Below are 25,860 nucleotides of genomic sequence, written 5' to 3' on the forward strand. Positions count from 1 at the left end.
GGCGAACGGCGGTAAATAGGATGGGTCCGAATACTTACTCTTGATCGCCGTTGCTCTCGGACTCGTCCGGCAACGGATCGTCGGGAAGTGAGTCGAGGTCACGCGACAGCTCTTTGAGGAACCTGTCGCCCGTCGCCAGACGCCGGCCGAGATTCTGCATGAAGCCCTCAAACCGCTCCGCGCCTTTGGCGCGGGCAGCGGATTGTGCGGCTCCCGTAAGCGGCGGCGTGAGGGTCATCCAGAAATGGATGAACTGCGCGACCGCCTCGCCAAGGACGGCGAGGTCTAGGTCGAGCGTGTCGATCTGGCGGCCGAGCTTGTCCAAGCGGCGCGACATGGCGGCTTCAAGCTGGTCGGCGGAATCGCCGGACAGGTAGGACATGACCGCCGCCTCAACGATGGCGGATTTCGAGACATTGCGGCGCAGCGCCACCGAGCGGCGCAGCGCCATCGCCTCGATCTGTGGAATGAGCGCGGGGTCGAAATAGAGATTCAGGCGGGTTCTGGTTGCCATGGGCGTATCCTCAAAGGTCGATTCCATCATCGGGGTTCATCGCCACCTGCCGCGCCACCATCCTCATGCGCTGGCGCATGGCGCGGGCCTTGGCCGCGTCAACGTCCGGCTCGTCGTCCAGAAACTCGAACTCCTGTTCGGGGGATGGCGGCGGGGCGACGATTTCCTCATGCTCGGGCAATTCCGGCTCGCGGCGGATGCCCGCATTGGCCGGATCACCTTCGGCCTCGCTTCCGCACGTCGCGGAACGGCTTTCCGCCGCGACCACGCGGCCGGACCAATCATCGGCGGATGGGCTGGGCGCCAGCGGAGCGGCGACCAGATCGGGCGGGGTCAGGATGCGTTCCTGCAATCGCGCATCCTCGAAATAGCGCGCCTTGATGGCGCGGATCGGCGGCGTGCCCGCGACCATGACGATTTCGTCGGTGGGTGGAAGCTGCATGATTTCGCCCGGCGTGAGCAGCGGCCGGGCCGTCTCCTGCCGCGACACCATCAAGTGACCTAACCACGGGGCTAGGCGGTGCCCTGCGTAGTTGGTGGAGTCGCGCAGCTCGGTCGCCGTGCCTAATGCGTCTGAAACACGCTTCGCCGTCCTTTCGTCGTTCGTGGCGAAGCTGACGCGGACGTGGCAGTTGTCGAGGATCGCGTTGTTCGGGCCATAGGCGCGCTCGATTTGATTGAGGCTCTGCGCAATCAGAAAGCCTTTGATGCCGTAACCCGCCATGAAGGCGAGCGCCGATTCAAAGAAGTCGAGCCGGCCAAGCGCCGGAAACTCGTCCAGCATCAACAGCAACCGATGCCGCTTGCCGGAGGTGGTCAATTCCTCCGTTAACCGCCTGCCGATCTGGTTGAGGATCAGGCGGATAAGCGGCTTGGTGCGGTTTATGTCGGACGGCGGCACGACCAGATAGAGCGTGACGGGCTGGCGGCTGCCGACCAGATCGGCAATGCGCCAATCGCATCGCGCCGTCACCCGCGCCACCACGGGATCGCGGTAGAGGCCGAGAAACGACATGGCGGTGCTCAATACGCCCGACCGTTCGTTCTCGGATTTGTTCAGCAGTTCGCGGGCCGACGACGCGATGACGGGATGAACGCCTGCTTCGCCGAGATGCGGCGTATCCATCATGGCACGCAAGGTCGCCTCGACCGGACGGCGGGGATCGGACAGGAAGTTGGCGACGCCCGCCAAGGTCTTGTCCTTCTCCGCATAGAGAACATGCAGGATCGCGCCGACCAGCAGCGAATGGCTGGTCTTTTCCCAATGGTTGCGCTTGTCGAGACTGCCTTCGGGATCGACCAGAATATCCGCGATGTTCTGCACGTCGCGGACTTCCCATTCCCCCTGCCGCACTTCGAGCAGCGGATTGTAGGCGGACGATCTGGCGTTCGTGGGATCGAACAGCAGCACACGGCCATGCTTCGCGCGAAAGCCCGCTGTCAGCGTCCAGTTCTCCCCTTTTATGTCATGGACGATGGCGGATGCCGGCCATGTCAGCAGCGTCGGCACCACCAGCCCGACGCCTTTGCCGCTGCGCGTCGGGGCGAAGCATAGGACATGCTCGGGACCGTCATGGCGCAGATAGTCCCGGTCGTATCGGCCGAGCAGGACACCATCGGGGCCGAGCAATCCGGCGGCGCGGATTTCCTTGTCCTCGGCCCATCGCGCGGAGCCGTATGTGGCGACGTTGCGCGCTTCCCGCGCCCGGATAATCGACATGAAGATGGCAGCGACGATGGCGAGGAAACCGCCCGATACCGCGATGATGCCGCCCTCGACGAAGATCGTGGGCGCGTAGGCGTCGAACGAAAACCACCACCAGAAGAAGGCCGGCGGGTAGTAGATCGGCAGGCCCGCCAGCTCGAACCATGGATTGCCAAGCTGGGGCTGGAAGCCAAGGCGGAACGCTACCCATTGCGTCGCCGCCCACGTCATCACCAGAACGATGGTGAAGACGACAGCGATCTGACCCCAAAGGATTCGGCCTCCGCGCAATGCAGGCTCCAGTCGGCAAAAGAGACGGAGCCGATCAGAGAGTAGGCAAAATCGGGACGGGCAACAGGAAAGACGCTGCCGGAGGGCTGCCGGATACTATCGGCGGCAAATAGGACGGGTTGCCTTCACCGACACCCGGCCGGGTGATCGCCGCTGCGCAACTGGCCGGGCGAATCGCCGAAACGCCTTATATTGTTTGCAAGGTTGAGCAGGTTTTTCAACGCGGCGCTGCGGCTGAATGGCGACCAGACGGCGGTAAAGGCGACCGGCTCTGGCTCATCGGCAAAGGGCAGGAAGACGATGCCGGTTGTTGGCAATAGCGCCGTGGCCGCTCCGGCGAGGGTAATGCCAAAGCCCTGTCCAATCATGGATAACAGAGTGCCGCGCCCCACATCGAAACGCTGGATTGACGGCGAAGGCCAGCGCCCGGCAAAGCGCATCACGATATGATCGTGAACCTGCGGACCGGTGCCACCATGACGAACAAGGAACGTTTCGCCCGTCAGATCGGCCCAAGTAATTGCCTGCTGTCCAGCAAGGCAATGCCCCTCCGGCAATACGGCCATCAATGTTTCGGTCCATATGCGCCGGGAATGGCAGTCCGGCAGTTCGGGCGCACCCGCTACGAACGCCACGTCCAGTCGGTTGGCGCGAAGCTGCATGACCGCATCGCGTGCCGTGCCCTCGGCAATCTCAACCTCGATGCCGGGATGGTCTTCCCGATACTGCCCGATCAGCTCGGCGGGGAAGCTACCCGGAATCAGGGCATGGACACCGATGCGCAAGCGGCCACATTCTCCCGCCGCCGCCACGCCAGCCGTCTTCACCGCATGGTCCAGTTGATCGACGCCTGCCGCTATCCGCTCGACGAAGTGGTGTCCGGCCTCGGTCAGTCGGACGCCGCGCGCGTGACGCTCGAACAGGAGGACGCCAAGGTCTTCTTCCAGCGCCTTCACGCGGGCGCTGACGCTGGATTGCGCTACGCCGAGCGCATTGGCCGCGTGGCGGAAGTTCAGATACTCAGCGACGGCAAGCGTCTGGATCAGCGATGCGAGGGGGATGCGCGAGCCGAGCGTGGTCGGCACGCCCCATGGGCAACCATTCATCGGTGCTGATCGCCGCCGTCGCATCGCTCAAATGCCACTACAGTCCTTCATTGCACGCCGTAGCGGACGCAGTTGCTTGGCTTCCTTAGAATGACGCATTGGATTGCCCCCTCCCTCTATGTCGCCTACTACGCACAAGTGACTTGCATGATGGAAGTTACACCATTATGGATGTGTCATGCAACGAACAAGCTTTCTGTCATTAGAGTGTCCCGCAGCCCGAGCGCTGGAAAGCGTCGGTGACTGGTGGAGCATCCTGATCCTGCGGGACGCCTTCCAAGGGTTGAGCAAATTCGATGAATTCGAGAGGAATCTCGGTATTTCCGCGAACATTTTGGCGAGGCGATTGAAACATCTCACAGCCGAAGGGTTGTTTGAAAGGCAACGATACAATGATCATCCGCCTCGATTTGAATACGTCCTTACCGACAAGGGGCGAGATTTCTATCCGGTAGCAATCGCCCTGTTTGCATGGGGAAACCGGAACCTTGCGCCCAATGAAATAGCCATGCGCCTTGGCGACAGAGCAACCGGTAGGGAACGAAACGCCATCATAGTCGATGCGGATACTGGAGAAAAAATCACTCCTGAAAACACGGTTCTTCTAGCAGGCCCAGCGGCAACGGAAGAAACGATGCGCGTCATAAACCGCGTGAAGCGGATAAGCTCAGAAAAAGGAGCGGAATAATCCAATGCGTCGAATTGTTGTGACCGGCATGGGTTTAGTCGGCCCCCTTGGTTCCGGGGCTGAAATAAGCTGGAAAAGACTCCTTGACGGGAAATCGGGAATTAGGAGTTTGCCCGATGAAATCTCCAACGATCTGCCGGTGAAAATCGGGGGAATCGTTCCTAGCCAGATTGAAGATTCCGAAGCCGGTTTCGATCCCGATTTGATCGTTGACGCAAAGGATCAACGAAAAATGGATCGCTTCATTCTGTTTGCACTTGCGGCCGCGAAGGAGGCTCTTGAAACGGCGGGATGGCATCCCACAAGCGACTACGAACGTGAGCGCACGGCGACAATTATCGCCTCTGGTATAGGCGGGTTTCCTGCAATCGCTTCGGCAGTTCGCATAACGGATACACGGGGAGCACGGAGGCTCTCACCCTTTACCGTGCCATCGTTCCTCGCCAACCTCGCGGCAGGACAGGCTACCATTAGGTATGGATTTACAGGCCCAATTGGCACGCCTGTAACCGCCTGCGCTGCCAGCGTTCAGGCCATCGGCGACGCCGCGCGGCTGATACGCTCCAACGAGGCGGATATCGCTCTGTGCGGCGGAGCAGAAGCTTGTATTGACAAGGTTAGTCTCGGGGCATTTGCCGCCGCGCGAGCACTATCCACCGGCTACAATACTACCCCGGAACTGGCGTCGAGGCCGTTCGACACCGAGCGCGATGGTTTCGTAATGTCTGAAGGGGCGGGTCTGATCGTCATAGAAGAATTAGAACATGCCCTCGCTCGGGGTGCCAAGCCCATAGCGGAATTGGTGGGATACGGCACAAGCGCCGATGCACATCATATGACTGCCGGTCCAGAGGACGGCCGAGGCGCGGCCCGTGCGATGGAAATTGCACTCCAGAGTGCCGGGTTGAAGGCAATCGATATTCAACATTTGAACGCTCATTCGACCTCCACCCCCGTAGGAGATCGAGGAGAAATTGCCGCGATAAAATCCGTGTTTGGCAATCATGATGTGGCCGTAAGCGCCACGAAATCGGCGACGGGGCACCTACTTGGTGCCGCAGGTGGTATTGAGGCAATCTTCACGATACTCGCCCTACGGGATCAAATCGCTCCCCCCACGAGAAACTTAGAAAACCCCGATCCTGTTGCCGCAGGTATCGACCTAGTTCACCAATCTGCGCGGCCCATTCTCATGGAACATGCCATTTCCAACGGATTCGGCTTTGGCGGCGTTAATGCAAGTGTCGCTTTCCGGCGATGGCAATAACAGTCCCGGACGGTGCTTCCGCGACCACTTCGGCTCACGCCCTCGCTATCCGTGGCAGTACCGAATTCGTGCAGACCTGCCGGCCCATGTCGTTGGCGAGACTGAGCAGGTTACGAAGCGCCGCGCTGCGGTTGGACGGCGACCAGACAGCCGAGAAGGCGACCGGCTCCGGCTCGTCGGCGAAGGGCAAGAAGACAATGCCGGTTGACGGCAACAGCGCCGTGGCCGCACTGACGATGGTGATACCGAAGCCCTGTCCGACCATGGACAGCAGCGCGCCGCGCCCCACGTCGAAGCGCAGGATCGACGGCGCGGGCCAGAGTCCGGCATGGCGCAGCACGATATGGCTATGAACTTGCGGGCCAGTGCCGCCATGCCGAACAAGAAACGTCTCGCCCGCCAGATCGGCCCATGTAACGGCCGACCGCTCGGCGAACGGATGCCGCTCCGGTAACACCGCCACGAGCGGTTCGGTCCATATGTGGCGGGAATGGCAGTCGGGCAGCTCGGGCGTGCCGGCCACGAACACCACGTCCAGCCGGTCGGCGCGAAGCTGCATGACCGCATCGCGGGCCGTACCTTCGGTCATTTCGACTTCAACGCCGGGGTGGTCTTCGCGGTATTGGCCGATCAGCTTTGCGAGGAAGCTGCGAGGGATCAGGGCATGGATACCGATGCGAAGCCGGCCGCTTTCTCCGGCTGCCGCCATGCCGGCGGTCTTCACCGCATGGTCGAGTTGGTCGATGCCTGCGGCTATCCGCTCGACGAAGTGGCGTCCGGCCTCGGTCAACCGAACACCCCGCGCATGGCGCTCGAACAGAACGATGCCAAGGTCTTCTTCCAGCGCCTTCACGCGGGCGCTGACGCTGGATTGCGCCACGCCGAGCGCATTGGCGGCGTGGCGGAAGTTCAGATATTCGGCGACGGCGAGAGTGTGAACTAAGGTCATCATCGGCACTCGCCCCGAGAGGAGATGATGGCTCAACGGATTTAATCCGTCATTCCTCGTAAGTCTACGCATACCAATTCGCCATGACTCAATCACAATGAAGTTGCGAAAGGTCTGCGTAGTATTGGCAGACATATTAAATAGAGAATCGCGCCGACAATCCAAACCCAACCGTTCCATGCTCCTATGGTAGCAGAATAGAGTGCCGTGAAGCCAAGCGGTCCCGCGATAGAGCTTAGATTGGTGAGGCTTGTAAGCGTTCCCTGTAAAGCTCCTTGCTTGTTACTGCTGACATTGTTTGAGAGCATTGCCTGCAAGGCCGGCATGCCAACACCTCCGGCGGCAAGCAGCAACAAAATCGGGAACACCATCCATCCCTGCGTGGCAAAAGCCAGAAGAATGAAGCCAGTCGCATCCGCAGCCATGCCAAAGAGTAGCGTACGCCGCTCTCCAAGCCGGCCTGAAAGCGGGCCGGTAACAAACGCTTGGAAGATCGCATGTGTTGCTCCAAACGCCGCAAGCGACAAACCAACAGTCGTGGTGTCCCACTGAAAACGGTCCTCGCCATAGATGACCCATAGAGCCGCAGGCACTTGGCCGATCAGTTGAATGATGAAGAAAACTGCGAAAAGCGCAGCTAGCCCGCGCAATGTATCATCCAGCCGGAACAGAATGAATGGTTTGATGCGAACCGGCTTTCCGGTCCCGCCATGGCTGCGATGAGTCTCCTTGAGAAAAATGCAGGCAAGCAGGAACGCGAAGCCGTTGAGAAGGGCAGCGGCGATAAACGGAGTATGGGCAGAAATACCACCGAGCATACCACCAAGTGCTGGCCCGGCAATCATGCCTGCCCCATAACAGGCCCCCATGTAGCCGAACCAGCGTGCGCGAGAACCTTCCCCAGTCGAATCCGCAATGGTTGAGGCAGCTACAGCTCCGGTTGCGCCCGTGATGCCGGAGACGAGCCGGCCGATATAGAGCACCCATAAGACCGGCGCTGATGCCATAATCGTGTAATCGACTGCGGCTCCCGCAAGGGAAGCCAGAAGCACCGGACGCCGACCGTAAGCATCTGAAAATTGTCCAAGCACGGGCGCGAAGATGACCTGCATCAACGCATAGAGTGACAGCAAGGCACCATAGTGACCAGCGACCTGCTCCGCCGGCACAAGCTCGCGCAGAAGCGTCGGAAGGACCGGCATGATGAGGCCGAGTCCCATGGCGTCGAGACTGACGATCAGCAGGGCGATGATGGCAGAGCTGCGCACCTGAAACTCCAGCGCCGCTCAATGCGAGCGACTTTATCAATGATAAGGACATAGACATAGAACTTATCGGTGATAAATTGTCAAGCGTTGGCGAAGGAACGTGAATGACCAAACTGGACAAGGGCACCGTGATCGCAGCGGCGCTGGAGCTGCTGAACGAGGTTGGCATGGACAACCTGACGACGCGAAAGCTCGCTGAACGCCTCAAGGTTCAGCAGCCTGCGCTTTACTGGCATTTCCAGAACAAGCGCGCGCTGCTTGACGCACTGGCCGAGGCAATGCTGACGGAACGCCACACCCGCTCGCTACCCGAAGAGAACGAAGACTGGCGGCTATTCCTGAAAGAGAACGCCCAGAGTTTCAGAACGGCGTTGCTCTATTATCGCGACGGGGCGCGCATCCATGCCGGCACTCGACCGACAGAACCGAATTTTGGCGCTGCCGAGACACAAATACGCTTTCTCTGCGCGGCGGGCTTTGGTCCGAAGCACGCTGTTTGGGCGCTCCGGGCGGTCAGTCACTATGTGGTCGGTTCCGTTCTCGAGCAGCAGGCATCTGATGCCGATGAGAGAGTTCCGGACAGGCCAGATGTGTCCGAGCAATCACCGTCGTCCTTCCTGCACGATCTGTTTCACGAGTTGGAAACAGACGGCATGGATGCTGCGTTCAACTTCGGACTCAACAGCCTCATCGCGGGTTTCGAGCGGCTGCGTTCATCTACAACAGATTAGAGGCTTATGCCCCTTTGCCGCCCCAACTGCCACGACACCGAACCGCCCTGCATGATACCCGCGACCTCGCGGCCGAGCTGGCGGTCGATGACCGGCCGCCACGGGACAAGCGTGAACTCATGGCTCTTTTCCACCACGGCGAACTTGCCGCTCGTTAGCTGAACAGTCCCGGTGAACTTGCCGCTGACGTTCTCGCCGTCCGTAGCGGCACGGAACGGCAACCCCTTGCCCTCGGCCATCTCCGCGCCGATGCGAGCAACCTCGCGTTCGCGCAGCGTAGCGAGAAGGTTGCGCCGATAGAAGATGCGACCGTCCCGCGCTCGGCTGGCGTCGCGCTGCTCGACATGATGCTCGCGGCGCTGCTCCATCGCCTCGCGCACCTGCTGGCCGAAGCCGGTCGGCGCAGGGCCGGCCGTCTCGCCATGGATCAGCCGCCGGTCCAGCCAGGTCGCGCCGTCCGATCCGATCTGCCTGTCCAGATTGACGGGAGAGACGACGCGAACGCTGGCCTGCCGGTCGCGGCCGGCATCATAGGCGGCGGCGCGGCTCTCGAAATCTTCGGGAATGCGCCACTGGTCGGCGTCGATGCGCTCGACGATTCCGGCGCGGCGTAACGCCTCCAGCCGGCGCACATGAGCATCGACATAGCCCTCGTAGTCGCCGCCCGGAACACGGCCCTCGAATTTCGCCTGCTCCAGATGACGGCTCGGCCGATAGATACCGTCCTCGGCGATGGCGGTGATGGTGCGGTCGGACGGCCGGGGTGCTGCCTCGGCCGGGCCGATCTGGATGACGCTGCCGATGCGGGCGTCCTCCAGCCGCTCGGGCGCGATGCCCGCGATGTGGTGGGTGCGGCCGTCGATCCCGTCCACCACAACGGTCAGGTTCTCCCCCAACTCGTCGGACAGGTGCTTGTCCACGACGCTGCCGATGATGGGCGTCTCGGGCGCTCCGTCATGGATTTGGAAGCTCATGGGATCGCGTTCGCCGCCCTGCGGGCCGAGCGCCTTCTGCATGGTGCGGATAATGTCGCCGCGCTCGCCTAGCTCGCGCAGGGCTGGCTCCATGTCCTTGCTCAATTCCCAAACGGCGGGCGCGTGCTCGGTCGCCAGCCCCATCTTCTCCAGCTTGCCGAGACGGCGCAGGCGTAGCGTCCGCTCGAACTGCCGCCTCGGCTCTGCCGGTTCATGGCGCAAGTCGAGGAAACGGGCATCGGCTTCCTCGGTCATGGCGCGGTCGATCCGGGTGAAACGATCTTGGTCGATTTCGGCCGACAGCTTGCGGGTCTGCTCGATCTCGGTGACGGGGCCGAGTTCCAGACTGGCAAGCTCGCTGGCGCGTTCGCGCAGGCCGGCGGAAAGGTAGTCGCCGTTAATGACTAGATCCACGCCCGTATCGTCGCGGCCGTTGACGATGATATGCACATGAGGATGGCCGGTGTTGTAGTGATTGACGGCAACCCAATCGAGTTTCGTGCCGAGGTCGGCTTCCACCTGTTTCATGAAATCGCGGGTGTAGGCCGTGAGGTCCGATAGCTCCGCGCCGTCCTCGGGCGAGACGATGAATCTGAATTGGTGGCGGTCGTCCTTGCCGCGATCAAGGAAGGCGTCGCCATCGGCGCGGTCCTCGGTCGCCGAATAGAGCCGGCCGCGCTCGCCGACGCGTGAGGTTCCGTCACGCTGGACATAGCGCAGATGCGCGCGGGCACGGCCGCCCTTCCACGCGGCCCTGACGCTGCGCTGCTTGACGATCACGCGGCGGCTGCCCGACTGGCGATGATGCCAATGGCCGGAGATATTGCGAGCGCGCACGAAGCTCGCGCCCCGGCCGCGCTTCACGCCCTTGCCGCTGGCGACCTCGGCACGGGACCGGCCCGGCGATGACGGGCGGGCGGATGACGGCATGGAAGGATCGCGGGAGGCTGCCGCCTGATGCTGCCGGGTGATCTTCTTGACCTGCGTGAAAAAGCTCTTGGTCTTGCCGGCCTTCGGCGTGTCGGATCGGATGCGGCCGGGCTTCGGACGGAAGCGGTTTTCGTCGTCGGCGCTCAAGGATGCGACTCCGGCCAAAACCCCCGGAAACCGGCCGATCTGCGCCTATGGTGCCGCTCGAAACCCAGCAAAGCCAAGGCTTTGCGCAAAATCGCGGCACGCGGCCCCTCAAAACCATGGTGCCGGAACCGGCCACCTAACCAGTGTGCAGACAACAATAATTTCCAGAAGCGGCCCGATATGGTGCCGTCTTCTTTAATCTTGCCCTCCGCCCTTTCTGCCTTTTCTGCCCCTCCTGCCGGGAAGCCTGCCGGGCGAAAACCTGCCCGACTGGACACCGGAATGAGCGCCGCCGAGCGCGGGAACGCCGTCCTCATGGCGTTCCCGAACCGCTCGCGTCGGCGACGAAAATGCTGTCGCCCTGCGGCTCCGCACGGGCGGGGTCGCGCGCCGGAACGGCAGCGCGGCCGTCGCCTGTTTGCACCTCGAACGGCGGCGCGGCGACAGCCCGCGCGTCGCCCGGACGCATGACGAACAGCGGTGCCTCGCGCCAATCGGGCGGCGGTGGCGGTGCCGATGACGGCGGTTCGGTTGCAGCCGCGCCGCCGAGGATCGGCGCTAGCGCGGCGATATACGCCCGCGTTTCGGCGGGAAGCGGGCGGCCCGTCGCGCGGTGCTCGTCATAGCGGCCGGGGCCGGCATTGTAGGCCGCAAGCATCGCCGCGACATTGCCGTAGCGGTCGAACATTTCGCGCAGATAGGCGGTGCCCGCCAAGATGTTGTCGCGGGGGTCGTAGGGATCGCGGCCGAGGCCATAGCGATCGCGCAGTTCCGCCCATGTCACGGGCATCACCTGCATCAATCCCATTGCCCCGGCCGACGAAATCGCGCGCACGTCGCCCGCGCTCTCGGCGCGCAGCACGGCGCGAATCCAGTGCTCGGGGATGCCGAAACGCTGCGACGCCTCGGCGATGTGCGCCGCGTAAGGATGGGCGGCGGCCGGGCGCTCGACCGGCACGGATTGCGCGACCGCGACGCCCGATCCGGCGCAGACGGAAAGCGCGCCGGCCAGCAGCAGGACGGCATAATGCCATGCCGGCCTGTCTCCGCAACAACGGCAGCCTGCCAGCGTGCTCGCTGCGGTCAAGGGCAAGGCGCAAGCGCCGGCCGATGGCCGCCCCTGACCTTCGCTGCGCGCGCCGGCCGTCTGGTCGCCGAGCGGGACGGAGGGATGAGACGGTTTTTTCGCGAACAAAGGGATGCCGATCTTTGACCGGATGGCGGGCCGGACGCGCGCGGCCGTCATTCCTCATCCTCGATCTTCCGCGCGTGCTTCCAACGCAGGGTCCAGACCGAAGGATCGTCGTTCGACTGGAACAGTTTGGCGCGGATCGGGGACGGGAAGATTGGCCCCTCCAAACGCATCGACACGAACTCGCCAGCGTTCTCGCTGGAGTCTTTCCATGCGGGGCCGGCGTCCGGGCCGTCCTCGCTATCGAGGCGCACGCGATAGTCGGGCGCGTTCTTCACGTCGCTCGGCTTGGCCGGGACGATGAACAGCTTTTCGTGGAGGCCGAACGAATGAAGCTCCCCCGCATAGCCGGTTTCGGTGCGGGTGAAGGTGCCTATCTCTGCCATGGGAAATCTCCTGCGGTTGGTTTTCGGGGGGTGGTTTCAGTGTGTCGGCGCGCGCCACTCGTAGCGGCCGACGCCTTCCTCATCGGTCCAGAGCGGGACCGCTCGGCCGATGATGGAAGCTGCGGGGATGGGTCCGAAGTAGCGGCCGTCGAGGCTGTCGCGGACCTCCCAATTCATGAGGAAAAGCTGGTCGTCGCCGATGACGCGGCAGCCCTGCCAGATGGGCAGATCGCGGCCGAGGCTGTCACGCTCCAGCGCCTCGCCCATCTCGATCCTGTTCACCGTGATCGTGCGGCCGGTGCGGCAAACCCGCTGTCCGGGCAGGCCCAAGACGCGCTTCAAGAGCGGGACGCCTCGCGCGATATAGCCGCGCTCGACCATGAAGGCGGCGAGCGGTTCGGGCGGCATGACGGCGACCAGCTCGGGCACGTCGATCCGCTCGGCCGGCTCGATGGTGTAGAACCCGACCGGCGCGCTGGCGGTGGCGTTCCAGATGAGCCTCAATGGCGTCTCGACCGCGCTTGCGGCGGCGATGCCGATCACCGCCAGCGCCGTCACCGTAAGGGTGCGGCGGCGCGTCATGGGTCGATCCTTCGGCGGTGAAGCCAAGCGGCATGTCGCTCGGGCGTGTAGGCGTGCGGTTCCAGATTGGCGGTCAAACGGTTGTGGACGTGCCGCCAGTGATCCGGCGAGGCGTCGGCCGGATCGAGGCCGAGCGCATCCACGGCGTCGATAGCGGCAAGCGCGCGCTGCACCTTGGACCAGCTATCGAGGCGCAACAGGATTTCGCCGCCGGGGCGCACAAAGGGCAATGTCTGGAACGGCTCGCCCCGGCCGATGGCGCGCACAATGTCGATGCGCGAAACGACAGTGCCGTGCTCGCCTTTCGCCCATCGCACGAAGGCAAAGACGCTGCCCGGCGCGAAGCCGACGACGCTGCGGCGGCGGTCGATGATCTGCTCGTAGCTCTTGCGGCCGAAGCGTATCCAGTGCTCGACCTTGCGTTTCTCGAAGGTCAGTTCGACCAATGTCGTGAAGGGCGCAGGCCCGTCCGGCAGCGGACGGTCGTGCGCGCTGCGGTGGGCGCGACGGGTCATTGTTCTTCTCCGGTGATGTGCTGGGGGCTGCGCGGGCGCAGCGCGTCGAGCGCGGCCGTCATGGCTCGCCCCTTCGGGCAGAACCGGCACCACGCTTCGCCTGCGCGCGTGTCAAAGAAAAAGAGTTAGATTCTCTGTTAGATAAGTTAGCGGTCGGATTCCGCTTTTCAGGCCAAAGCGTTAGCTGCGGTTCGTGCGCCTGATCTGCCGATAGTGGTGCGCCCGATGTGCCGATACCCCGTGCGCCTGATCTGCCGATGGCATTAACAGGGTTATCAACAGTGCCTGTTGACAGGTTTTCGGGGCGGATGCGCAGCAGCTCGCGGCCGTCTTCCCGCTCGATCTGGAGGCGATAACCGGGGAGCTGCTGGCGGGCCGCGATCCGGCGCAGGTCAAGCGCGAAGTCGGACGGCCGGGCGAGGCTGCCGGATTTCTGGTGAAGGTGCGCGACCTCGAAAATCCAGCCGTGGCGCTGGTGCCCGGCGTGCTTTCTGGCGACACGGTAAAGCCAACGCTCGATGCCGCCAGTCAGCCGGAAATAGGCCGGGTCGATTGTCAGGACCAGCGAACGGTCGATGACGCTGTTGTAGAACCATTCGGGCAGGACGAACTCCATGCCCTCGACGCGGCCGGCGCGCGTGGTCATTTCCTCCCACTCGTTGATCCATGAGAATTGCCGGCGACGCCAATGCGGGCCGTTGCGGATGGTGGTGGCAATGACGGTCGATTGCAGCCGCGCCAGTGCAGCTTTCAGAAGCCTGTATTGGTGATTGCCGGTCGGCCGCCCGATGGCGCGCAACAGATGGTAAGGCGTAAACCGGACAAAGCGCGAAGTGGTGAGGCCGTTGTTCTCGGCCGCGACGATCTGCGAGGCCGCCCATATCAGCACATCGGCATCCCATATGGTCGCCATCCCATGCTCGGGCATCCCGAACACCTGCACCTCTATGTCGGCGGTCTTGTAGAGAATCGGCTTGGTGCGCGGGGTCTTCGCCAGCGAGAAAAACGGCCGTTCCATCAAGTCGCGCTGGTCGCGCGGCGGCGCGTCGCCCGTTGCGACCACGAAGGGGTCTAGACGGCTGCGCTCGCTATCCTCGGCCGGCTGCGCGGGGTCGTGATCGTCCTCGCGCAGCATCTAGCAGTCGCCCCGTTCTTCGGGCGTGAGGGGACGCGCGGGAAAGACTGTGCCGGCGGTCTTGTCGCGGGTGGATTTGCGCTCGCCGGCCGCGCTCCAGTCTTCCAGATCGCGGACGGTGTAGAGGACGCGACCGCCGACCTTGCGATAGGTCGGCCCGGTGCCATAGGTGCGATGCTTCTCAAGGGTTCTGATGGATATGCCGAGGAAGCGCGCGGCTTCCTTGGTGCGCAGCAGGCGCGGCGGCAGGCCCGCAAGCGGGTTGGGCATGGATCACCTCCAGTCGGGATTGGGCTGCCGGGGGGCGGCAGCGGACTGTGGCGAACCATGGCGAGGGATCGGCGGCGCGTAGCGTGCCGCATTTGCGCCTATGCGCTGGCGGCACCCCCCTTCGGGGCGGCGCGGCTAATAGTTGAGGGATTTCAGCGGCTCGATGCCTGCCGCGCCGAATAGGCAAAGACATTCGCGTGCAGCTCGGCTAAGATTGTGGGTGGAGCAGACGCGCTGCTCTGGGGCGTAGTAACCCCTCACGAATGGCCGGTGCCAGCCAGAACGGCACCAACTCCTTGACCTATGGTCGGGGAGCCTGTGGCGTATACAACAGGCTTTCCGAGCTAAAGGCCATGGGGCCGTTTCGTGACGGTTACTAACTCCCCGATCACCAAGAGTCAGAGAGAATCGTTTGCGGGGGCGCACCGCAGACAAGCTCTCTCAGATACGGGGAATGACTATGCGGGTTCCTGTCGAACTCGATCCCGATGTGGACGACGAAGCGCCGACCGGCGACACTATAACCGTCTATGACGAACGGCACTACGTCACCTATCTACGCTTGCTGGATGCCAAGGCCGAGGGCGCGGACTGGAAAGAAGTCGCGCGGATCGTGCTTCACCGCAATCCGGCTGCCGAGGAACTTCGGACCTATCGTTGCTGGCAAAGCCATCTCGAACGCGCGCAATGGCTTTCGCATGAGGGCTATAGGAAGATTCTGGAACAGGCGGCAGCTAACAAGGCGTGAGCATCGGCGGTTTTCAGCTTACTTCACCTCGCAGGCTTTGGAATTTTACGATATCTGACCGACAGGAATCGACCTAATCGCTGACGTTTCGAGTGGCTTTGACGCGTCCTAAAAGCTGATATGCCCCTCAATTGTTGGCCCATTCTGAACAGGTCAACTCATACGTTACCTCGCCGTGCTCCGTGCCGGGTATGGGGTCGGGAAAATCCAAGAAATCCGTCCGCGTGTGTTTCATACCAATCTTCTCCATTACACGGCGCGACCCTTGGTTGACCGCCATTGTATTGGCCACAATCTTGTCATATCCTGCGACCTCGAAGCCCCAACCGATAAGAGCCAAAGCTCCTTCAGTTGCCAGCCCCTGACCCCAAGCTTCCCGGCGCAGTCGATATCCGATCTCAGCTAACGCCCTCCCTTTCGGCAACAAGCAGAACCAGCCGACGAACTCGTCATCCGCATTGCGTCGCGCTGTCCAGACGTTCGGCTCGGTTCCTCGTGGCATGAGAAATGGCGCGGTCGTCGAATCGATCCTGTCATGATCAACCGCACCATTGTTAAGAAACCGCATCACTTCTGGGTCAAGCTCTAGCTGGATGAAGTTAACACGATCCACCGGGGCGCAAGGACTGAGAATCAAACGCAGCGTCTTTAGTAAGGTCATGGAACATTCCTCAAAATAAATTTCCGGCATGGTCGTGCGAAACCATGGATTGCGCAACGAGTTATTCAGTTGAGCAGCCGCCTTGCCGTTCTTGACACATGAAGCAGTCTGTTAGCTCCACTCCATTCTTGCTGAAATTCTCGTAGGAATTCTAAAGTCCGCAACATTTCCCCGAGGGCTGGCTTTCCGGCTCTTTTCGTATCGCACCTCTTTGTTGCAACTGGCAGTAAGTTTGCGACTTGCAACAAGACGGTGCTCGCTAACGATCAACGCTTGCCGGGCTTGATAGGGTAGTGGAGCAACAGGCGATAGCCGCCGCACATCATCTTGATGCCGTGCGCAACCAGACGGCGGGCCTTGTTCTTGCGCGGGTCATTCTCGAAATCCTCCTTGGTGCCGCGAAAGCCGAGCAGGACTTCGGCGACGGTGCGATAGCTCTCGTCGCGTAGGCGGGCGTCGAGCGCGCGGAGGGAAAGGGTGTGCCATTGCCGGAGCTGGGCGGGAACGGCCCGGAAGTCGGGACCGGGTGCGCGGCCGTTGAGGGACCGCCAGAAACGGCGCGCAGCGTGTGCGCGAAGCTCCAGAAAGGAATCCATCGGCAGGGTGACGGCATAGAAGGCGGCGGCATCCGGCACCGGCTCGGGAAGCCAGAATTGATGTGCGACGCCATCCACCTGCCAGATGCCGTGCCAGCCATCGGCAGCGCGGCGCAGATCGAGGCCGGCGAGATGGGCAAGCGTCAATATCGGTTCGGTGTCGCCGTCCTTATGCTCGACCGGCGAGAGCATCACCGCTTGCGGTTGAAGGCTCGGACTCCAGATTGGTGGCGGCCGGTCATGCGGCGCGTCGGGATCGCACGGGAAATCGCAACCCCCAGCGATCTGCGAACGCTTCAAGGTCACGGCCGGACGGTCCTCCGGTTAGTGCGATGGTCTGGAACTCCTGACGATAATCGTCATTCCGGCGCAGATATTCCCAAGCGAAACCGGCGGCCGAAATGTGCTTCGCGTGCCTGTATGCCACCGGCGAACGCCAGTCGATGCTAAGCATGGCGTCACCTCCCAAAGCCGGGGCGCGCAAGGCAGCGCCCAGCCCTTAGAGGTTCAAAGATCGCTGGAAATATAGAAGCCGCTCAAAGCAGATACCTTGAGCGGCCAGCCCGATCATTCTTGGTTATTTTCTGCTTAACACTATTTCGATGATTCTGCGAGACGCCCGCCCGCAAAAGTGCGGGCAAGACGCTCCGGCTTTCATTGGCTGGAAAACACATGCACCTCGTCATGTGCGGTTTCGACTGTGAAAAACTCGCCGTTCATTTCAGCGTCGCGGGCCATTGCTTTCCAATCAATGTAGTAGCGTAGCGCCTCGGGGATCGCCATGCCGCTTTCAGCGGTCAAGTCCTCCATGAAGTCGGCAAGGCTGGCGAACTGGCCGTGATAGCAGTCCCGCAAGGCGGTTTCGGCTTGGTCCATGTCATCGTCGCACTGATCCAGCAGGCCAGCGCCTAGCGCGCCATGCTCGGCGATGAAAGCGCCCATGCGTGCCACGGTGTCGATGCCGGCATATTCGCTGATCGTGACGCCCTCGAAGCCCTCATAATCATGGATGGCATATTCCTCCGCGTGCTCGATGGGGGACCGTGCGAGCATGGCCGCAATCTCGTCCCTGATTTCGTCCGCGTCCTGATCCGCCTCGATCCAAGCCCCATGCAGATAGCCGTTATTGTAGGCGGCAAGGCAGGCGACATAGATGCGGGGATTGCTGTCGGAAAGGTTGGTCATGTCTCTGATCCTCGGGTTTGGGGTTCAGAGCAGCGCAGCGCCGCTCCTGAACCCTTGCCCGGCGGCGAGCCACGGGTAGCAAGGCGCAGGAGAAGTCTTTGGCACCGTGGAATAAATGGAGGGGACCCGCTTGCGGGGAGCGGGCCGTTTATGCCGCGAAAGGCCGGAGAGTTTTCTTGCGCCGCGCGAGGGCAACGCCCTTAGCAATTTTCTTCGTAACGATCAGATGAGACGCGGCGGCAGCCGCGCCGGCCCGGAGGCGAACGCGCTACCACATTGCGCTGTAGAGAGCCGGAGAGCCGCCAGTGACAAAGCCCCGGCGCTTTAGCGCCGGGTCCGCAGAAACACATGGTGAAAACGTATCGACCGGAAACCCATTGTAATACCATTGGTTTCCGGTCGATTCTCGGTCCCTGATTTATAGGGCTATGGAGTAAACGTAGTTGTCATCTTCACCCGGTGGGGCGCGCCATTTCTTCTTCATCACTACAGTATAGTAGCTGTGCCTCGACAATAATCTTGGCCATTGGAAAGCTACTGCGTATTTTACCGCCGATAGCCGGTTTCGGCAGGGATCACGTTTCGATCTGATTGAATCAGACCAGCGCTCTAACGTCTTTTTTGCTAAGGTCGCCCGAACATTACAAAATCCGGAAGTCATATGTCCCAGGTCGACTGGCTGAGCCAGCTTTCGCGCATGATCACCGTCACCGGTCAACTGGAGGTGCGCTGCGCCTACGGCGCGCCATGGCGCGTCGCCTGGGCCCGGTCCGCGGCGCATGAAATCCCCTATCACGTCGTGCTCAAGGGGCGCGCCGTTATCGAGGACCCGGAAACAAAAGCCGTCAGGGAGCTTGTGGGCGGCGATATCGTGCTTTTGCCGCACGGGGCGGCGCATGTGCTGCACGACGGCAGCGGACACGAGCCGGGGCTTACGCACAATCGTCAGGGGTCGGCCGGATGGATGCTCAGCGAGAATGACGGTCAGGGCGAACATCTGGACATGCTGTGCGGACGTTTTTTTATCGCGCCGCCGCATGACCGGCTGATCCATAATTACCTGCCCACGAATCTCGTGGTACGGGCCATGGACGACCATGGTCAGGAAAACGTCGGAGGCGCTTCGGGCCAGTTGGCCAGCCTCGTGGGGCTGATGCGGATGGAGTCCGCCAGCGACCGGCCGGGCGGACGCGCCATTCTCAACGCACTTTCCTCGGCGTTGTTCACACTGGTCATGCGCGCGGCGAGCGAATCGGAACAGGCCCCGGAAGGCCTGCTCGCGCTGGCAGGCCATCCAAGACTGGCCCCCGCAATCTCGGCAATGTTCTCCGATCCCGCGCAGCCGTGGAAGCTGACCGAGCTGGCCGATTTGTGCCATATGTCGCGCGCCACCTTCATGCGGCACTTTCAGAACAGGCTGGGGCGTTCGGCAGCCGAACTGCTAACCGATATCCGGATGAGTCTGGCTGCCAACGAGCTGAAAAAACCGGCAATGGCCACCGAAGCCGTGGCCGAACTGGTCGGCTATCAATCCATTTCGGCCTTCCGGCGCGTGTTCGCCGACAGAATGGGCATGACGCCGGGACAATGGCGGCATCTGGCCAGCGAACGCGAATAATACCAAAGCCCGTGCGGCGGCGCCCTCAATGACCGGGGAGCATTTCGCGCGGGCACCGCGCCGCGTGAGCTATCATCCGCAGATTTGATCCTTTTGAGCATTATATTGAGGTAATATCGTCTCGAAGTTAGCATTTCCGAGACCTAAAGTGGGGTTCCTAACCAACTGATGAGGAACCGCCATGACAAACGCCGTCATCGAGAATCTTTTAAGCCGCAGCGCCGCCAAATATTACGATCCCGCCGCAACCCTGAGCGACGACCAGATTCGCGAACTCGTGCGGATCGGCACCTCGGCCCCGACTTCCTTCCACTTGCAGAACTGGCGCTTCATCGCCGTGCGGACGCCCGAAGCCAAGGCGCGGCTGCGCCCGATCGCCTGGGACCAACCGGCGATCACCGATGCCGCCGTCACCTTTATCGTCATCGGTCGGCTGGCCGATGCCAGCACAATACCGGACCGCCTCGCGCCGGTGGTTGAGGCCGGCATCATGCCGGCAGAGATGGTGCCGGACTGGGAGATCGCCGCGCGCGGCCTGTATTTCGAGCAGCCGCAGCGCCAGCGAGACGAGGCCGTCCGCACTGCAACCTTTGGCACGTCGGCAATCATCTATGCGGCCCGTTCGCTGGGCCTCGGTTCCACGCCGATGATCGGGTTCGATGCGGAGGCCGTACATCGCGAATTCGGCCTCGCCGAAGACGAAGTGCCCGTCATGCTTCTGTCGATCGGGCCGGAGCGCCCCGGAAACTGGCCGCAAAAGCCGCGCCTGCCGGTGATCGATGTCCTCGATCTCGCATAACTTCCCAAAAAACAGCAACTTAAGGAGAATACAATGTCCAGAATCACTGTGCCTAATCCGGAAAATGTGCCAGCCGCTTCCAAACCGACGCTCGATGCGTTCACCAAGAATATCGGGTTTACCCCGAACATGATGGCGGCTTTCGCGCTGAGCCCGATCGCGTTCAATTCCTGGGCCACCCTGCTTGGATCCCTGAGCAAGGCGCTCGACGTGAAAACGCGCGACAGCATCGGCCTTGCCGTCTCCGAGGTGAATGGCTGTGACTATTGCCTGACGGTTCACAGCTTTACGGCCGAGCACATGGCCAAGTTACCGGCCGATGAAATCGTTCTGGCCCGCAAGGGCCATGCCAGCGACCCGAAGCGGGACGCCGCCGTCCAGTTTGCCCGCAAGGTCATCGAAACCCGCGGCAAGGTCAGCGATGCCGACATAAAAGCCGTTCGCGATGCCGGTTATACGGATGCGAATGTCATGGAGATCGTTTCGCTGGTTGCCATGTATTCGCTCACGAACTTCTTCAATAACGTGTTCGATCCGGAAAGGGATTTTCCGGCTGTCATACCGGCTGGCTCGATCTGATCTCTCGTGTGGTTTACGGATTCGAAGTTCCTAAACGTGGATGCCAGACAAATGATAGAAACTTCAAATCCACCACACCAGCCCGGCCCGGATGCACCCGGAATTCTTTTCGGGTGCATCCGGGCCTTTCGTATATAAAGTTACGCAAACCAAGTCCCGGAGAAAGAAATGACGTTGGATCATCCGATTTTCGCACGCTGGCCCGCAAAGCATCCCGACAGGCTCCAGCTCTTTTCCCTGCCGACGCCAAACGGGGTAAAGGTCGGCATCATGCTGGAGGAGACGGGCCTTGCCTATGAGCCGCACCGCATCGATATTGGAGCGAACGAGAGCCATGACCCGGCTTTCCTGGCGCTTAATCCCAATGGCAAGATACCCGCAATCTACGATCCTCACGGACCGAACGGAAAGCCGCTCGCGCTGTTCGAATCGGGCGCGATACTGCTCTATCTCGCCGACAAGACCGGACAGTTTATCGCCTCCGATCCGAATAGCCGCTACGAGACGATCCAGTGGCTGATGTGGCAGATGGGCGGTGTCGGACCGATGTTCGGTCAGCTCGGCTTCTTCAACAAATTTGCCGGCAAATCGTATGAGGACAAACGTCCGCGCGACCGCTATGCGGCGGAATCCGCGCGACTGCTTGGCGTCCTCGACGAGCGGCTTGCAACTCGTGACTGGGTGATGGGCGCCGATTACAGCATCGCCGATATTTCGCTGCTCGGCTGGGTGCGCAACCTGATCGGCTTTTACGAAGCGCGCGAACTTGTAGGCTTCGACCGTTTTCTTCATGTGCAGGCGTGGCTCGATCGCGGTCTGGAACGTCCGGCGGTGCAGCGCGGGCTGAAAGTGACCGAAGCTTGAGACAAACTGCCATTTGCCGCCACCCATGGCGGCTTTTGGCACAGGCTCTCGGGTCAGGGCTGGACCCGAATGATCGTCTTGCCCCTGCGCTTTTCGGACGGGTTGAAAGCCGCCACAGCATCGTCAAGCGTGGAAATGCGGCCGATATTCGTTCTCAATCGCCCGTCCCGCACCCGCTGGACGATCTCGTTCAACTGGGCACGATTGGACTCGACAACGAAATCGACCGCGAGACCATCGACGGGTCTTGCCTCGACCGGTCCGACGACGGAAACCAGCGTCCCGCCTGCCCGAACCAGATTCGCGGAACGCTTGCCGATATCGCCACCGATGACATCGAACACCAGATCGATCCGACCAGCTTCCTCAAGGGGATCGTTGTCGAGGTCGACAAATTCCCGCGCGCCGATGTCGAGCACCGTCTGACGGTCGGCGGCGCGTCCGGTCCCGATGACGTAACCGCCAGCCTCGCGGGCGAGTTGCGTCACCATCGACCCGACAGCGCCAGCCGCACCATGCACCAGAACGCTCTGGCCCGCCTGAAGGCGGCCATGATCGAACAGTCCCTGCCATGCGGTCAGCCCGGAAATCGGCAGGCTGGCGGCCACCGCGAAATCGACATCGCCCGGCAAGGGAGCGAGATTGCGCGCCTCGACAGCCACATACTCCGCAAGGGTTCCGTCGCGGGTCCAGTCCGTGAGGCCGAAAACGCGCTGCCCCACCGTCAGTCCGGTCGTGCCGTAGCCAAGGGCGGTGACGACCCCGGCCACTTCGTGTCCGGGGATCGAGGGCGTCCGGTCCCGATCAAGACGATCGGTCCATGTCGAAGGCCACTCCAGTTCGGTGGAAACAAATCCCGAGGCGAAAACCTGAACGACCACGTCGTTTATCGATGCCTGCGGCTCCGGGCGTTCGGCAAGTTTCATCCCGGCCGTTCCCGCGGCCTGCTCCGTCACTACGATAGCCTTCATGTGTATTGCCTCCTCGGCCGAATATCCATGTGAGCCTGTTCCAGAAATCGCCATTTGCAGTCGCTCACGGCAATTTTTGAAACAGGCTCCGACACTTTCAATGTCGATGGCCATTTGTCGCATGGCGAAATGGCAATTTCCAATGCGCGGAAAACATAGTTTCCATAGTTGCGATGTATATACCGGAAATACCATCGCCACTTGAGAAACATATTGAATTACAAAGCTTTCTTTTATGGAAACTATACATTTCAGTCTTTGATAAAGTCGCATTTTTGACAGCTATTACCGCCCGAAATCAAACAGACCATGCCCCGATTCAAGTTTTCCGTGCAATTTTCCGATTTATCGGCTTGCGCACATCAAGAGCGCCTGCTATCCATAATATATGAGTGAGTCATATATATAATTCTGAGGGCAATACGATGGAAGCGTCGGATCGGCTGGTAAATCTCCTTGGCGTCCTGGCTGTAGGCGTGTCGGACAGGATACGTTCGGCAGTGGCCGAGGCAATGCCGCAAGGGGGAGAGACCGTGTCGGCGGTGATTGTGATCGGACATGCGCCGGCAATGTCCATCGATCAGTTGAGCCGCGTCCTGAGATTGACTCATGCAGGAGCGGTTCGGCTCGTTGATCGTCTGATCGGGCGCCAGCTCGTCGTTAAACAACCCTCCGCGAGCGACCGCAGAATGATGACTTTGACCCTGACGCCGGACGGACTGCAATTGCGCGACAAAATACTCGCCCTTCGTCATGAGGCATTGGCCTCCCTGCTCGGGCATGTGTCCCCGGAAGATCTGGCCGTTCTCGAACGCATAGCCGAAACAATCGTCGGCACGTTGCCGGAGAACGCTCTTACCGCGCTGACAACCTGTCGCTACTGCGACGAGAGGTGCTGCGGCGACTGTCCGATGGACGTCTTCGGGCCGATTGAAACTCCGGGTAGCTCAGGCGTGACGGTATGAGCCGCCTTCCACCAGAAACCAACCTGAAAAGAGATTCCAGATGACCAGTTCCCCCAGCCGGTTTCAACCCCGGATTGCCGAAAAGAACACGGGTTCCTACAGATCCCTCGCCCTGCTCCGATGGGCTCTCGTCGTAATCTTCCTTTGGTTCGGCGGCATGAAATTTACCGCATATGAAGCGGCCGGCATTGCTCCGTTCATTGAACACAGCCCGATCATGAACTGGCTGCACATGCTGTTCGGCGTTCAAGGCGCAAGTTATGTCATCGGCGCGCTTGAATTGTCGACCGCGGCGGCTCTCATCGTCGGGGCCTTTCAGCCCGTTTTTTCCGCCCTGGGAGCGGCGATGTCGGCTGCGACCTATCTCGTCACGCTCACGTTTTTCCTCAGCACGCCCGGCGTGGCCGAGCGAACGGCCGGCGGATTTCCGGCGATATCGGCAGCGCCGGGACAGTTTCTGCTCAAGGACCTCGTTCTGCTGGCCGCTTCGCTCCTGCTTCTCCATGCATCTGTCTCGGTTCCCGTTTCCAAGACAGTGAAGCCATAAGTGGACAAAAACCCGAATAGGGTGACAGCCACACGCAAATCATGCTGAATTGCAGCCCCGAATGGAGAGATCATGATCCGCTTCTATTTCCATCCGACACCAAACCCCGCCAAAATCGCTCTCTTTCTGGAAGAGTCCGGTCTGGACTATGAGGCTATTCCGGTCGACACCAGCAAGGGCGAGCAGCATATGCCATCCTTCCTTGCGATAAATCCGAACGGCAAGGTGCCCGCCATCGTCGACACCGAAGGCCCCGGCGCACGCGAGACACGGATTTTCGATTCCACCGCGATCCTGATCTATCTTGCCGAAAAGACCGGGAAATTTCTCGGCGCTCCCGAAGACCGGCCGGAGCTGCTTTCCTGGCTCCTGTTCATCGCCTCGGGCCTTGGCCCGTTTTCCGGTCAGGCCGTGCATTTCCAGTTCTCCGCGCCTGAGGGTCTCGACTACGCGGTGAACCGCTACCGGCGCGAGGCCGAGCGCCACTATCAGGTTCTCAACGATCATCTGGAAGGCCGAAACTATATCGTCGGCGAGACCTATACGATCGCCGACATTTCCGCCTGGGGCTGGCTCGACCGCGCCTCGCGCGTCATGAAAGGCGCAGACGACCCGCTCGCGCCGTTCCCCAACCTCAAACGTCTGTTCGAAACGGTCGATGCGCGACCGGCCGTGGCCCGTGCGCGTGACATCGGCAAGGACCATCCCTTCAAGCGTGTGAACGATGAGGAAACCAAGCGCGCGCTCTTCCCGTCGAATTTCCCGCCCGCGGCATAACCGGTTTCAGGAGAACATATCATGAGCACTAACAGCGAATATACTCCACCGAAGGTCTGGACCTGGGAGAAGGCCAGCGGCGGCACCTTTGCCAATATCAACCGGCCAATTGCCGGTGCGACCCATGAAAAAGAACTGCCCGTGGGCAAGCACCCGCTACAGCTCTATTCGCAAGGCACCCCGAACGGCCAGAAGGTTACGATCATGCTGGAGGAGCTGCTGGCTCTCGGCCATGGCGGCGCCGAATACGATGCCTGGCTGATCAGGATCGGCGACGGCGACCAGTTCGGCTCCGGCTTTGTCGAAATCAATCCGAACTCCAAGATTCCGGCGCTGATGGATCGCAGCGGACCGTCGCCGATCCGCATCTTCGAATCCGGCGCCATTCTGGTATATCTCGCCGAAAAGTTCGGCGCATTCCTGCCGACGGGTCCCGCAGCCCGCGCCGAAACGCTCTCGTGGCTGTTCTGGCAGATGGGTTCCGCACCTTTTCTCGGCGGCGGATTCGGCCATTTTTATGCTTATGCGCCGACCAAGCTGGAATATCCGATCAACCGTTACGCCATGGAAGTAAAGCGGCAGCTCGACGTGCTCGACCGCCGTCTTGCCGACAATGAATTCATCGCAGGCAGCGACTACACCATCGCCGACATGGCGATCTGGCCCTGGTATGGCGGACTGGTAAAGGGCTGGCAATACGATGCGGCGGAGTTCCTTTCGGTGAGCGATTACAAGAACGTCATGCGTTGGGCAGACCAGCTCTTCGCACGTCCGGCATTGAAGCGCGGCCGAATGGTCAACCGCACCAGCGGCGCCCCGTCGGAGCAGCTTCATGAACGGCACGACGCCTCCGACTTCGATACGAAGACCGAGGACAAGAACAAGGCGAAAACGGCATGA

General features: G+C 61.3%; 29 protein-coding genes and 1 pseudogene. 12 read left to right on the plus strand and 18 right to left on the minus strand.

Annotated elements, in window-relative coordinates:
• Window positions 1-34: 34 nt before the first annotated feature.
• From FHS76_RS11155 to FHS76_RS11165, 3 genes are all read right to left on the minus strand, one after another.
• The gene (locus FHS76_RS11155; RefSeq protein ID WP_024353496.1) at window positions 35-514 is read right to left on the minus strand and encodes a hypothetical protein; all 480 of its coding nucleotides are present in this window, start codon (window positions 512-514) and stop codon (window positions 35-37) included.
• 10 nt (window positions 515-524) lie between these two features.
• Entirely contained in the window at window positions 525-2,510 is a 1,986-nt protein-coding gene (locus FHS76_RS11160) for a conjugal transfer protein TraG (RefSeq protein WP_183652152.1), read from the minus strand.
• A 125-nt stretch (window positions 2,511-2,635) separates the two neighbouring features.
• Window positions 2,636-3,616 carry a LysR family transcriptional regulator gene (locus tag FHS76_RS11165; RefSeq protein WP_112330130.1) on the minus strand — a complete coding sequence of 327 codons (981 nt, stop codon included), beginning with the start codon at window positions 3,614-3,616 and terminating at the stop codon, window positions 2,636-2,638.
• A gap of 178 nt (window positions 3,617-3,794) precedes the next feature.
• On the opposite strand from FHS76_RS11165, the gene FHS76_RS11170 reads away from it, so the two are divergent.
• Both FHS76_RS11170 and fabF read left to right on the plus strand, forming a co-directional pair.
• Window positions 3,795-4,304: a winged helix-turn-helix transcriptional regulator gene (locus FHS76_RS11170; RefSeq protein WP_034115566.1), complete on the plus strand. Its 510-nt coding sequence runs from the start codon at window positions 3,795-3,797 to the stop codon at window positions 4,302-4,304.
• A gap of 4 nt (window positions 4,305-4,308) precedes the next feature.
• Complete coding sequence (gene fabF, locus FHS76_RS11175) at window positions 4,309-5,571, plus strand: beta-ketoacyl-ACP synthase II (protein WP_026226846.1); 1,263 nt, start codon at window positions 4,309-4,311, stop codon at window positions 5,569-5,571.
• Window positions 5,572-5,605: 34 nt separating this feature from the next.
• On the opposite strand, the gene FHS76_RS11180 is transcribed toward fabF, so the two are convergent.
• Window positions 5,606-6,523, minus strand: coding sequence for a LysR family transcriptional regulator (locus FHS76_RS11180; protein WP_018426325.1), 918 nt, complete (start codon window positions 6,521-6,523; stop codon window positions 5,606-5,608).
• Window positions 6,524-6,612: 89 nt separating this feature from the next.
• A complete protein-coding gene (tet(G), locus tag FHS76_RS11185; protein ID WP_183652155.1) occupies window positions 6,613-7,788 on the minus strand; it encodes a tetracycline efflux MFS transporter Tet(G) in 1,176 nt (391 codons plus the stop codon).
• A 104-nt stretch (window positions 7,789-7,892) separates the two neighbouring features.
• Here tet(G) and tetR(G) point away from each other — a divergent pair, with 104 nt between their 5' ends.
• The gene (gene tetR(G), locus FHS76_RS11190) at window positions 7,893-8,519 is read left to right on the plus strand and encodes a tetracycline resistance transcriptional repressor TetR(G) (RefSeq protein ID WP_183652158.1); all 627 of its coding nucleotides are present in this window, start codon (window positions 7,893-7,895) and stop codon (window positions 8,517-8,519) included.
• Here the strand turns inward: tetR(G) and FHS76_RS22895 are convergent.
• The 8 genes and pseudogenes from FHS76_RS22895 to FHS76_RS11225 form a co-directional block, all read right to left on the minus strand.
• Window positions 8,516-9,748, minus strand: coding sequence for a DUF3363 domain-containing protein (locus FHS76_RS22895; RefSeq protein ID WP_268902677.1), 1,233 nt, complete (start codon window positions 9,746-9,748; stop codon window positions 8,516-8,518). The genes tetR(G) and FHS76_RS22895 overlap by 4 nt on opposite strands.
• Before the next feature lie 180 nt (window positions 9,749-9,928).
• Window positions 9,929-10,423: pseudogene (locus FHS76_RS22900) on the minus strand (relaxase/mobilization nuclease domain-containing protein); the annotation flags it as partial.
• A 460-nt stretch (window positions 10,424-10,883) separates the two neighbouring features.
• The gene (locus tag FHS76_RS11200; RefSeq protein ID WP_183652161.1) at window positions 10,884-11,816 is read right to left on the minus strand and encodes a lytic transglycosylase domain-containing protein; all 933 of its coding nucleotides are present in this window, start codon (window positions 11,814-11,816) and stop codon (window positions 10,884-10,886) included.
• Window positions 11,813-12,148, minus strand: coding sequence for a DUF736 domain-containing protein (locus tag FHS76_RS11205; RefSeq protein WP_018426330.1), 336 nt, complete (start codon window positions 12,146-12,148; stop codon window positions 11,813-11,815). The genes FHS76_RS11200 and FHS76_RS11205 overlap by 4 nt, the downstream gene beginning before the upstream one ends.
• 36 nt (window positions 12,149-12,184) lie before the next feature.
• Window positions 12,185-12,730, minus strand: coding sequence for a S26 family signal peptidase (locus FHS76_RS11210; RefSeq protein ID WP_183652164.1), 546 nt, complete (start codon window positions 12,728-12,730; stop codon window positions 12,185-12,187).
• Window positions 12,727-13,245 carry a DUF2840 domain-containing protein gene (locus tag FHS76_RS11215; RefSeq protein WP_183652167.1) on the minus strand — a complete coding sequence of 173 codons (519 nt, stop codon included), beginning with the start codon at window positions 13,243-13,245 and terminating at the stop codon, window positions 12,727-12,729. Before FHS76_RS11215 ends, FHS76_RS11210 begins: the two co-directional genes overlap by 4 nt.
• A gap of 58 nt (window positions 13,246-13,303) precedes the next feature.
• Window positions 13,304-14,380, minus strand: a complete 1,077-nt coding sequence (locus tag FHS76_RS11220) for a replication initiator protein A (RefSeq protein ID WP_183652170.1) — start codon at window positions 14,378-14,380, stop codon at window positions 13,304-13,306.
• The gene (locus FHS76_RS11225) at window positions 14,381-14,650 is read right to left on the minus strand and encodes a helix-turn-helix transcriptional regulator (protein ID WP_018426335.1); all 270 of its coding nucleotides are present in this window, start codon (window positions 14,648-14,650) and stop codon (window positions 14,381-14,383) included.
• Between the two features lie 460 nt (window positions 14,651-15,110).
• Here FHS76_RS11225 and FHS76_RS11230 point away from each other — a divergent pair, with 460 nt between their 5' ends.
• The gene (locus FHS76_RS11230; RefSeq protein ID WP_018426336.1) at window positions 15,111-15,398 is read left to right on the plus strand and encodes a DNA -binding domain-containing protein; all 288 of its coding nucleotides are present in this window, start codon (window positions 15,111-15,113) and stop codon (window positions 15,396-15,398) included.
• Between the two features lie 127 nt (window positions 15,399-15,525).
• Here the strand turns inward: FHS76_RS11230 and FHS76_RS11235 are convergent, their stop codons facing one another.
• The 4 genes from FHS76_RS11235 to FHS76_RS11250 form a co-directional block, all read right to left on the minus strand.
• Window positions 15,526-16,059, minus strand: a complete 534-nt coding sequence (locus tag FHS76_RS11235) for a GNAT family N-acetyltransferase (protein ID WP_034115564.1) — start codon at window positions 16,057-16,059, stop codon at window positions 15,526-15,528.
• 266 nt (window positions 16,060-16,325) lie between these two features.
• Complete coding sequence (locus FHS76_RS11240; protein WP_018426338.1) at window positions 16,326-16,847, minus strand: DUF2285 domain-containing protein; 522 nt, start codon at window positions 16,845-16,847, stop codon at window positions 16,326-16,328.
• 46 nt (window positions 16,848-16,893) lie between these two features.
• Window positions 16,894-17,109 carry a transcriptional regulator domain-containing protein gene (locus FHS76_RS11245; RefSeq protein WP_080758809.1) on the minus strand — a complete coding sequence of 72 codons (216 nt, stop codon included), beginning with the start codon at window positions 17,107-17,109 and terminating at the stop codon, window positions 16,894-16,896.
• Window positions 17,110-17,309: 200 nt separating this feature from the next.
• Window positions 17,310-17,840, minus strand: a complete 531-nt coding sequence (locus FHS76_RS11250; RefSeq protein ID WP_018426339.1) for an antirestriction protein ArdA — start codon at window positions 17,838-17,840, stop codon at window positions 17,310-17,312.
• Between the two features lie 661 nt (window positions 17,841-18,501).
• Here FHS76_RS11250 and FHS76_RS11255 point away from each other — a divergent pair.
• The 4 genes from FHS76_RS11255 (at window position 18,502) to FHS76_RS11270 (ending at window position 21,700) form a co-directional block, all read left to right on the plus strand.
• The gene (locus FHS76_RS11255) at window positions 18,502-19,458 is read left to right on the plus strand and encodes an AraC family transcriptional regulator (RefSeq protein ID WP_183652173.1); all 957 of its coding nucleotides are present in this window, start codon (window positions 18,502-18,504) and stop codon (window positions 19,456-19,458) included.
• A 181-nt stretch (window positions 19,459-19,639) separates the two neighbouring features.
• Window positions 19,640-20,257, plus strand: a complete 618-nt coding sequence (locus FHS76_RS11260; protein WP_183652176.1) for a nitroreductase family protein — start codon at window positions 19,640-19,642, stop codon at window positions 20,255-20,257.
• Between the two features lie 33 nt (window positions 20,258-20,290).
• Window positions 20,291-20,836 carry a carboxymuconolactone decarboxylase family protein gene (locus FHS76_RS11265; RefSeq protein ID WP_183652179.1) on the plus strand — a complete coding sequence of 182 codons (546 nt, stop codon included), beginning with the start codon at window positions 20,291-20,293 and terminating at the stop codon, window positions 20,834-20,836.
• A 168-nt stretch (window positions 20,837-21,004) separates the two neighbouring features.
• Entirely contained in the window at window positions 21,005-21,700 is a 696-nt protein-coding gene (locus FHS76_RS11270) for a glutathione S-transferase N-terminal domain-containing protein (RefSeq protein WP_183652181.1), read from the plus strand.
• A 53-nt stretch (window positions 21,701-21,753) separates the two neighbouring features.
• Here the strand turns inward: FHS76_RS11270 and FHS76_RS11275 are convergent, their stop codons facing one another.
• Window positions 21,754-22,671: an NADP-dependent oxidoreductase gene (locus tag FHS76_RS11275; protein WP_183652184.1), complete on the minus strand. Its 918-nt coding sequence runs from the start codon at window positions 22,669-22,671 to the stop codon at window positions 21,754-21,756.
• Window positions 22,672-23,096: 425 nt separating this feature from the next.
• Between FHS76_RS11275 and FHS76_RS11280 the strand changes: the two genes are divergently transcribed.
• From FHS76_RS11280 to yghU, 4 genes are all read left to right on the plus strand, one after another.
• A complete protein-coding gene (locus tag FHS76_RS11280) occupies window positions 23,097-23,636 on the plus strand; it encodes a MarR family winged helix-turn-helix transcriptional regulator (RefSeq protein ID WP_183652187.1) in 540 nt (179 codons plus the stop codon).
• Window positions 23,637-23,676: 40 nt separating this feature from the next.
• Window positions 23,677-24,183, plus strand: coding sequence for a YkgB family protein (locus tag FHS76_RS11285; protein ID WP_183652190.1), 507 nt, complete (start codon window positions 23,677-23,679; stop codon window positions 24,181-24,183).
• A gap of 72 nt (window positions 24,184-24,255) precedes the next feature.
• Window positions 24,256-24,960 (plus strand): glutathione S-transferase family protein, encoded by a 705-nt coding sequence (locus FHS76_RS11290; protein ID WP_183652193.1) that lies wholly within the window; start codon window positions 24,256-24,258, stop codon window positions 24,958-24,960.
• A gap of 21 nt (window positions 24,961-24,981) precedes the next feature.
• Window positions 24,982-25,860, plus strand: a complete 879-nt coding sequence (gene yghU, locus FHS76_RS11295) for a glutathione-dependent disulfide-bond oxidoreductase (RefSeq protein ID WP_183652196.1) — start codon at window positions 24,982-24,984, stop codon at window positions 25,858-25,860.

Origin of the sequence: Brucella daejeonensis (genome assembly GCF_014199265.1) — a bacterium.
GTDB lineage: Bacteria > Pseudomonadota > Alphaproteobacteria > Rhizobiales > Rhizobiaceae > Brucella > Brucella daejeonensis.

Coding starts and splice junctions, on each gene's coding strand:
- FHS76_RS11155 (WP_024353496.1), bottom strand. CDS start 514: ATGGCAACCAGAACCCGCCTGAATCTCTATTTCGACCCCGCGCTCATT.
- FHS76_RS11165 (WP_112330130.1), bottom strand. CDS start 3,616: ATGAATGGTTGCCCATGGGGCGTGCCGACCACGCTCGGCTCGCGCATC.
- FHS76_RS11170 (WP_034115566.1), top strand. CDS start 3,795: ATGCAACGAACAAGCTTTCTGTCATTAGAGTGTCCCGCAGCCCGAGCG.
- fabF (WP_026226846.1), top strand. CDS start 4,309: ATGCGTCGAATTGTTGTGACCGGCATGGGTTTAGTCGGCCCCCTTGGT.
- FHS76_RS11180 (WP_018426325.1), bottom strand. CDS start 6,523: ATGATGACCTTAGTTCACACTCTCGCCGTCGCCGAATATCTGAACTTC.
- FHS76_RS22895 (WP_268902677.1), bottom strand. CDS start 9,748: ATGACCGAGGAAGCCGATGCCCGTTTCCTCGACTTGCGCCATGAACCG.
- FHS76_RS11200 (WP_183652161.1), bottom strand. CDS start 11,816: ATGACGGCCGCGCGCGTCCGGCCCGCCATCCGGTCAAAGATCGGCATC.
- FHS76_RS11205 (WP_018426330.1), bottom strand. CDS start 12,148: ATGGCAGAGATAGGCACCTTCACCCGCACCGAAACCGGCTATGCGGGG.
- FHS76_RS11210 (WP_183652164.1), bottom strand. CDS start 12,730: ATGACGCGCCGCCGCACCCTTACGGTGACGGCGCTGGCGGTGATCGGC.
- FHS76_RS11215 (WP_183652167.1), bottom strand. CDS start 13,245: ATGACCCGTCGCGCCCACCGCAGCGCGCACGACCGTCCGCTGCCGGAC.
- FHS76_RS11220 (WP_183652170.1), bottom strand. CDS start 14,380: ATGCTGCGCGAGGACGATCACGACCCCGCGCAGCCGGCCGAGGATAGC.
- FHS76_RS11225 (WP_018426335.1), bottom strand. CDS start 14,650: ATGCCCAACCCGCTTGCGGGCCTGCCGCCGCGCCTGCTGCGCACCAAG.
- FHS76_RS11230 (WP_018426336.1), top strand. CDS start 15,111: ATGCGGGTTCCTGTCGAACTCGATCCCGATGTGGACGACGAAGCGCCG.
- FHS76_RS11235 (WP_034115564.1), bottom strand. CDS start 16,059: ATGACCTTACTAAAGACGCTGCGTTTGATTCTCAGTCCTTGCGCCCCG.
- FHS76_RS11240 (WP_018426338.1), bottom strand. CDS start 16,847: ATGCTCTCGCCGGTCGAGCATAAGGACGGCGACACCGAACCGATATTG.
- FHS76_RS11245 (WP_080758809.1), bottom strand. CDS start 17,109: ATGCTTAGCATCGACTGGCGTTCGCCGGTGGCATACAGGCACGCGAAG.
- FHS76_RS11250 (WP_018426339.1), bottom strand. CDS start 17,840: ATGACCAACCTTTCCGACAGCAATCCCCGCATCTATGTCGCCTGCCTT.
- FHS76_RS11255 (WP_183652173.1), top strand. CDS start 18,502: ATGTCCCAGGTCGACTGGCTGAGCCAGCTTTCGCGCATGATCACCGTC.
- FHS76_RS11260 (WP_183652176.1), top strand. CDS start 19,640: ATGACAAACGCCGTCATCGAGAATCTTTTAAGCCGCAGCGCCGCCAAA.
- FHS76_RS11265 (WP_183652179.1), top strand. CDS start 20,291: ATGTCCAGAATCACTGTGCCTAATCCGGAAAATGTGCCAGCCGCTTCC.
- FHS76_RS11270 (WP_183652181.1), top strand. CDS start 21,005: ATGACGTTGGATCATCCGATTTTCGCACGCTGGCCCGCAAAGCATCCC.
- FHS76_RS11275 (WP_183652184.1), bottom strand. CDS start 22,671: ATGAAGGCTATCGTAGTGACGGAGCAGGCCGCGGGAACGGCCGGGATG.
- FHS76_RS11280 (WP_183652187.1), top strand. CDS start 23,097: ATGGAAGCGTCGGATCGGCTGGTAAATCTCCTTGGCGTCCTGGCTGTA.
- FHS76_RS11285 (WP_183652190.1), top strand. CDS start 23,677: ATGACCAGTTCCCCCAGCCGGTTTCAACCCCGGATTGCCGAAAAGAAC.
- FHS76_RS11290 (WP_183652193.1), top strand. CDS start 24,256: ATGATCCGCTTCTATTTCCATCCGACACCAAACCCCGCCAAAATCGCT.
- yghU (WP_183652196.1), top strand. CDS start 24,982: ATGAGCACTAACAGCGAATATACTCCACCGAAGGTCTGGACCTGGGAG.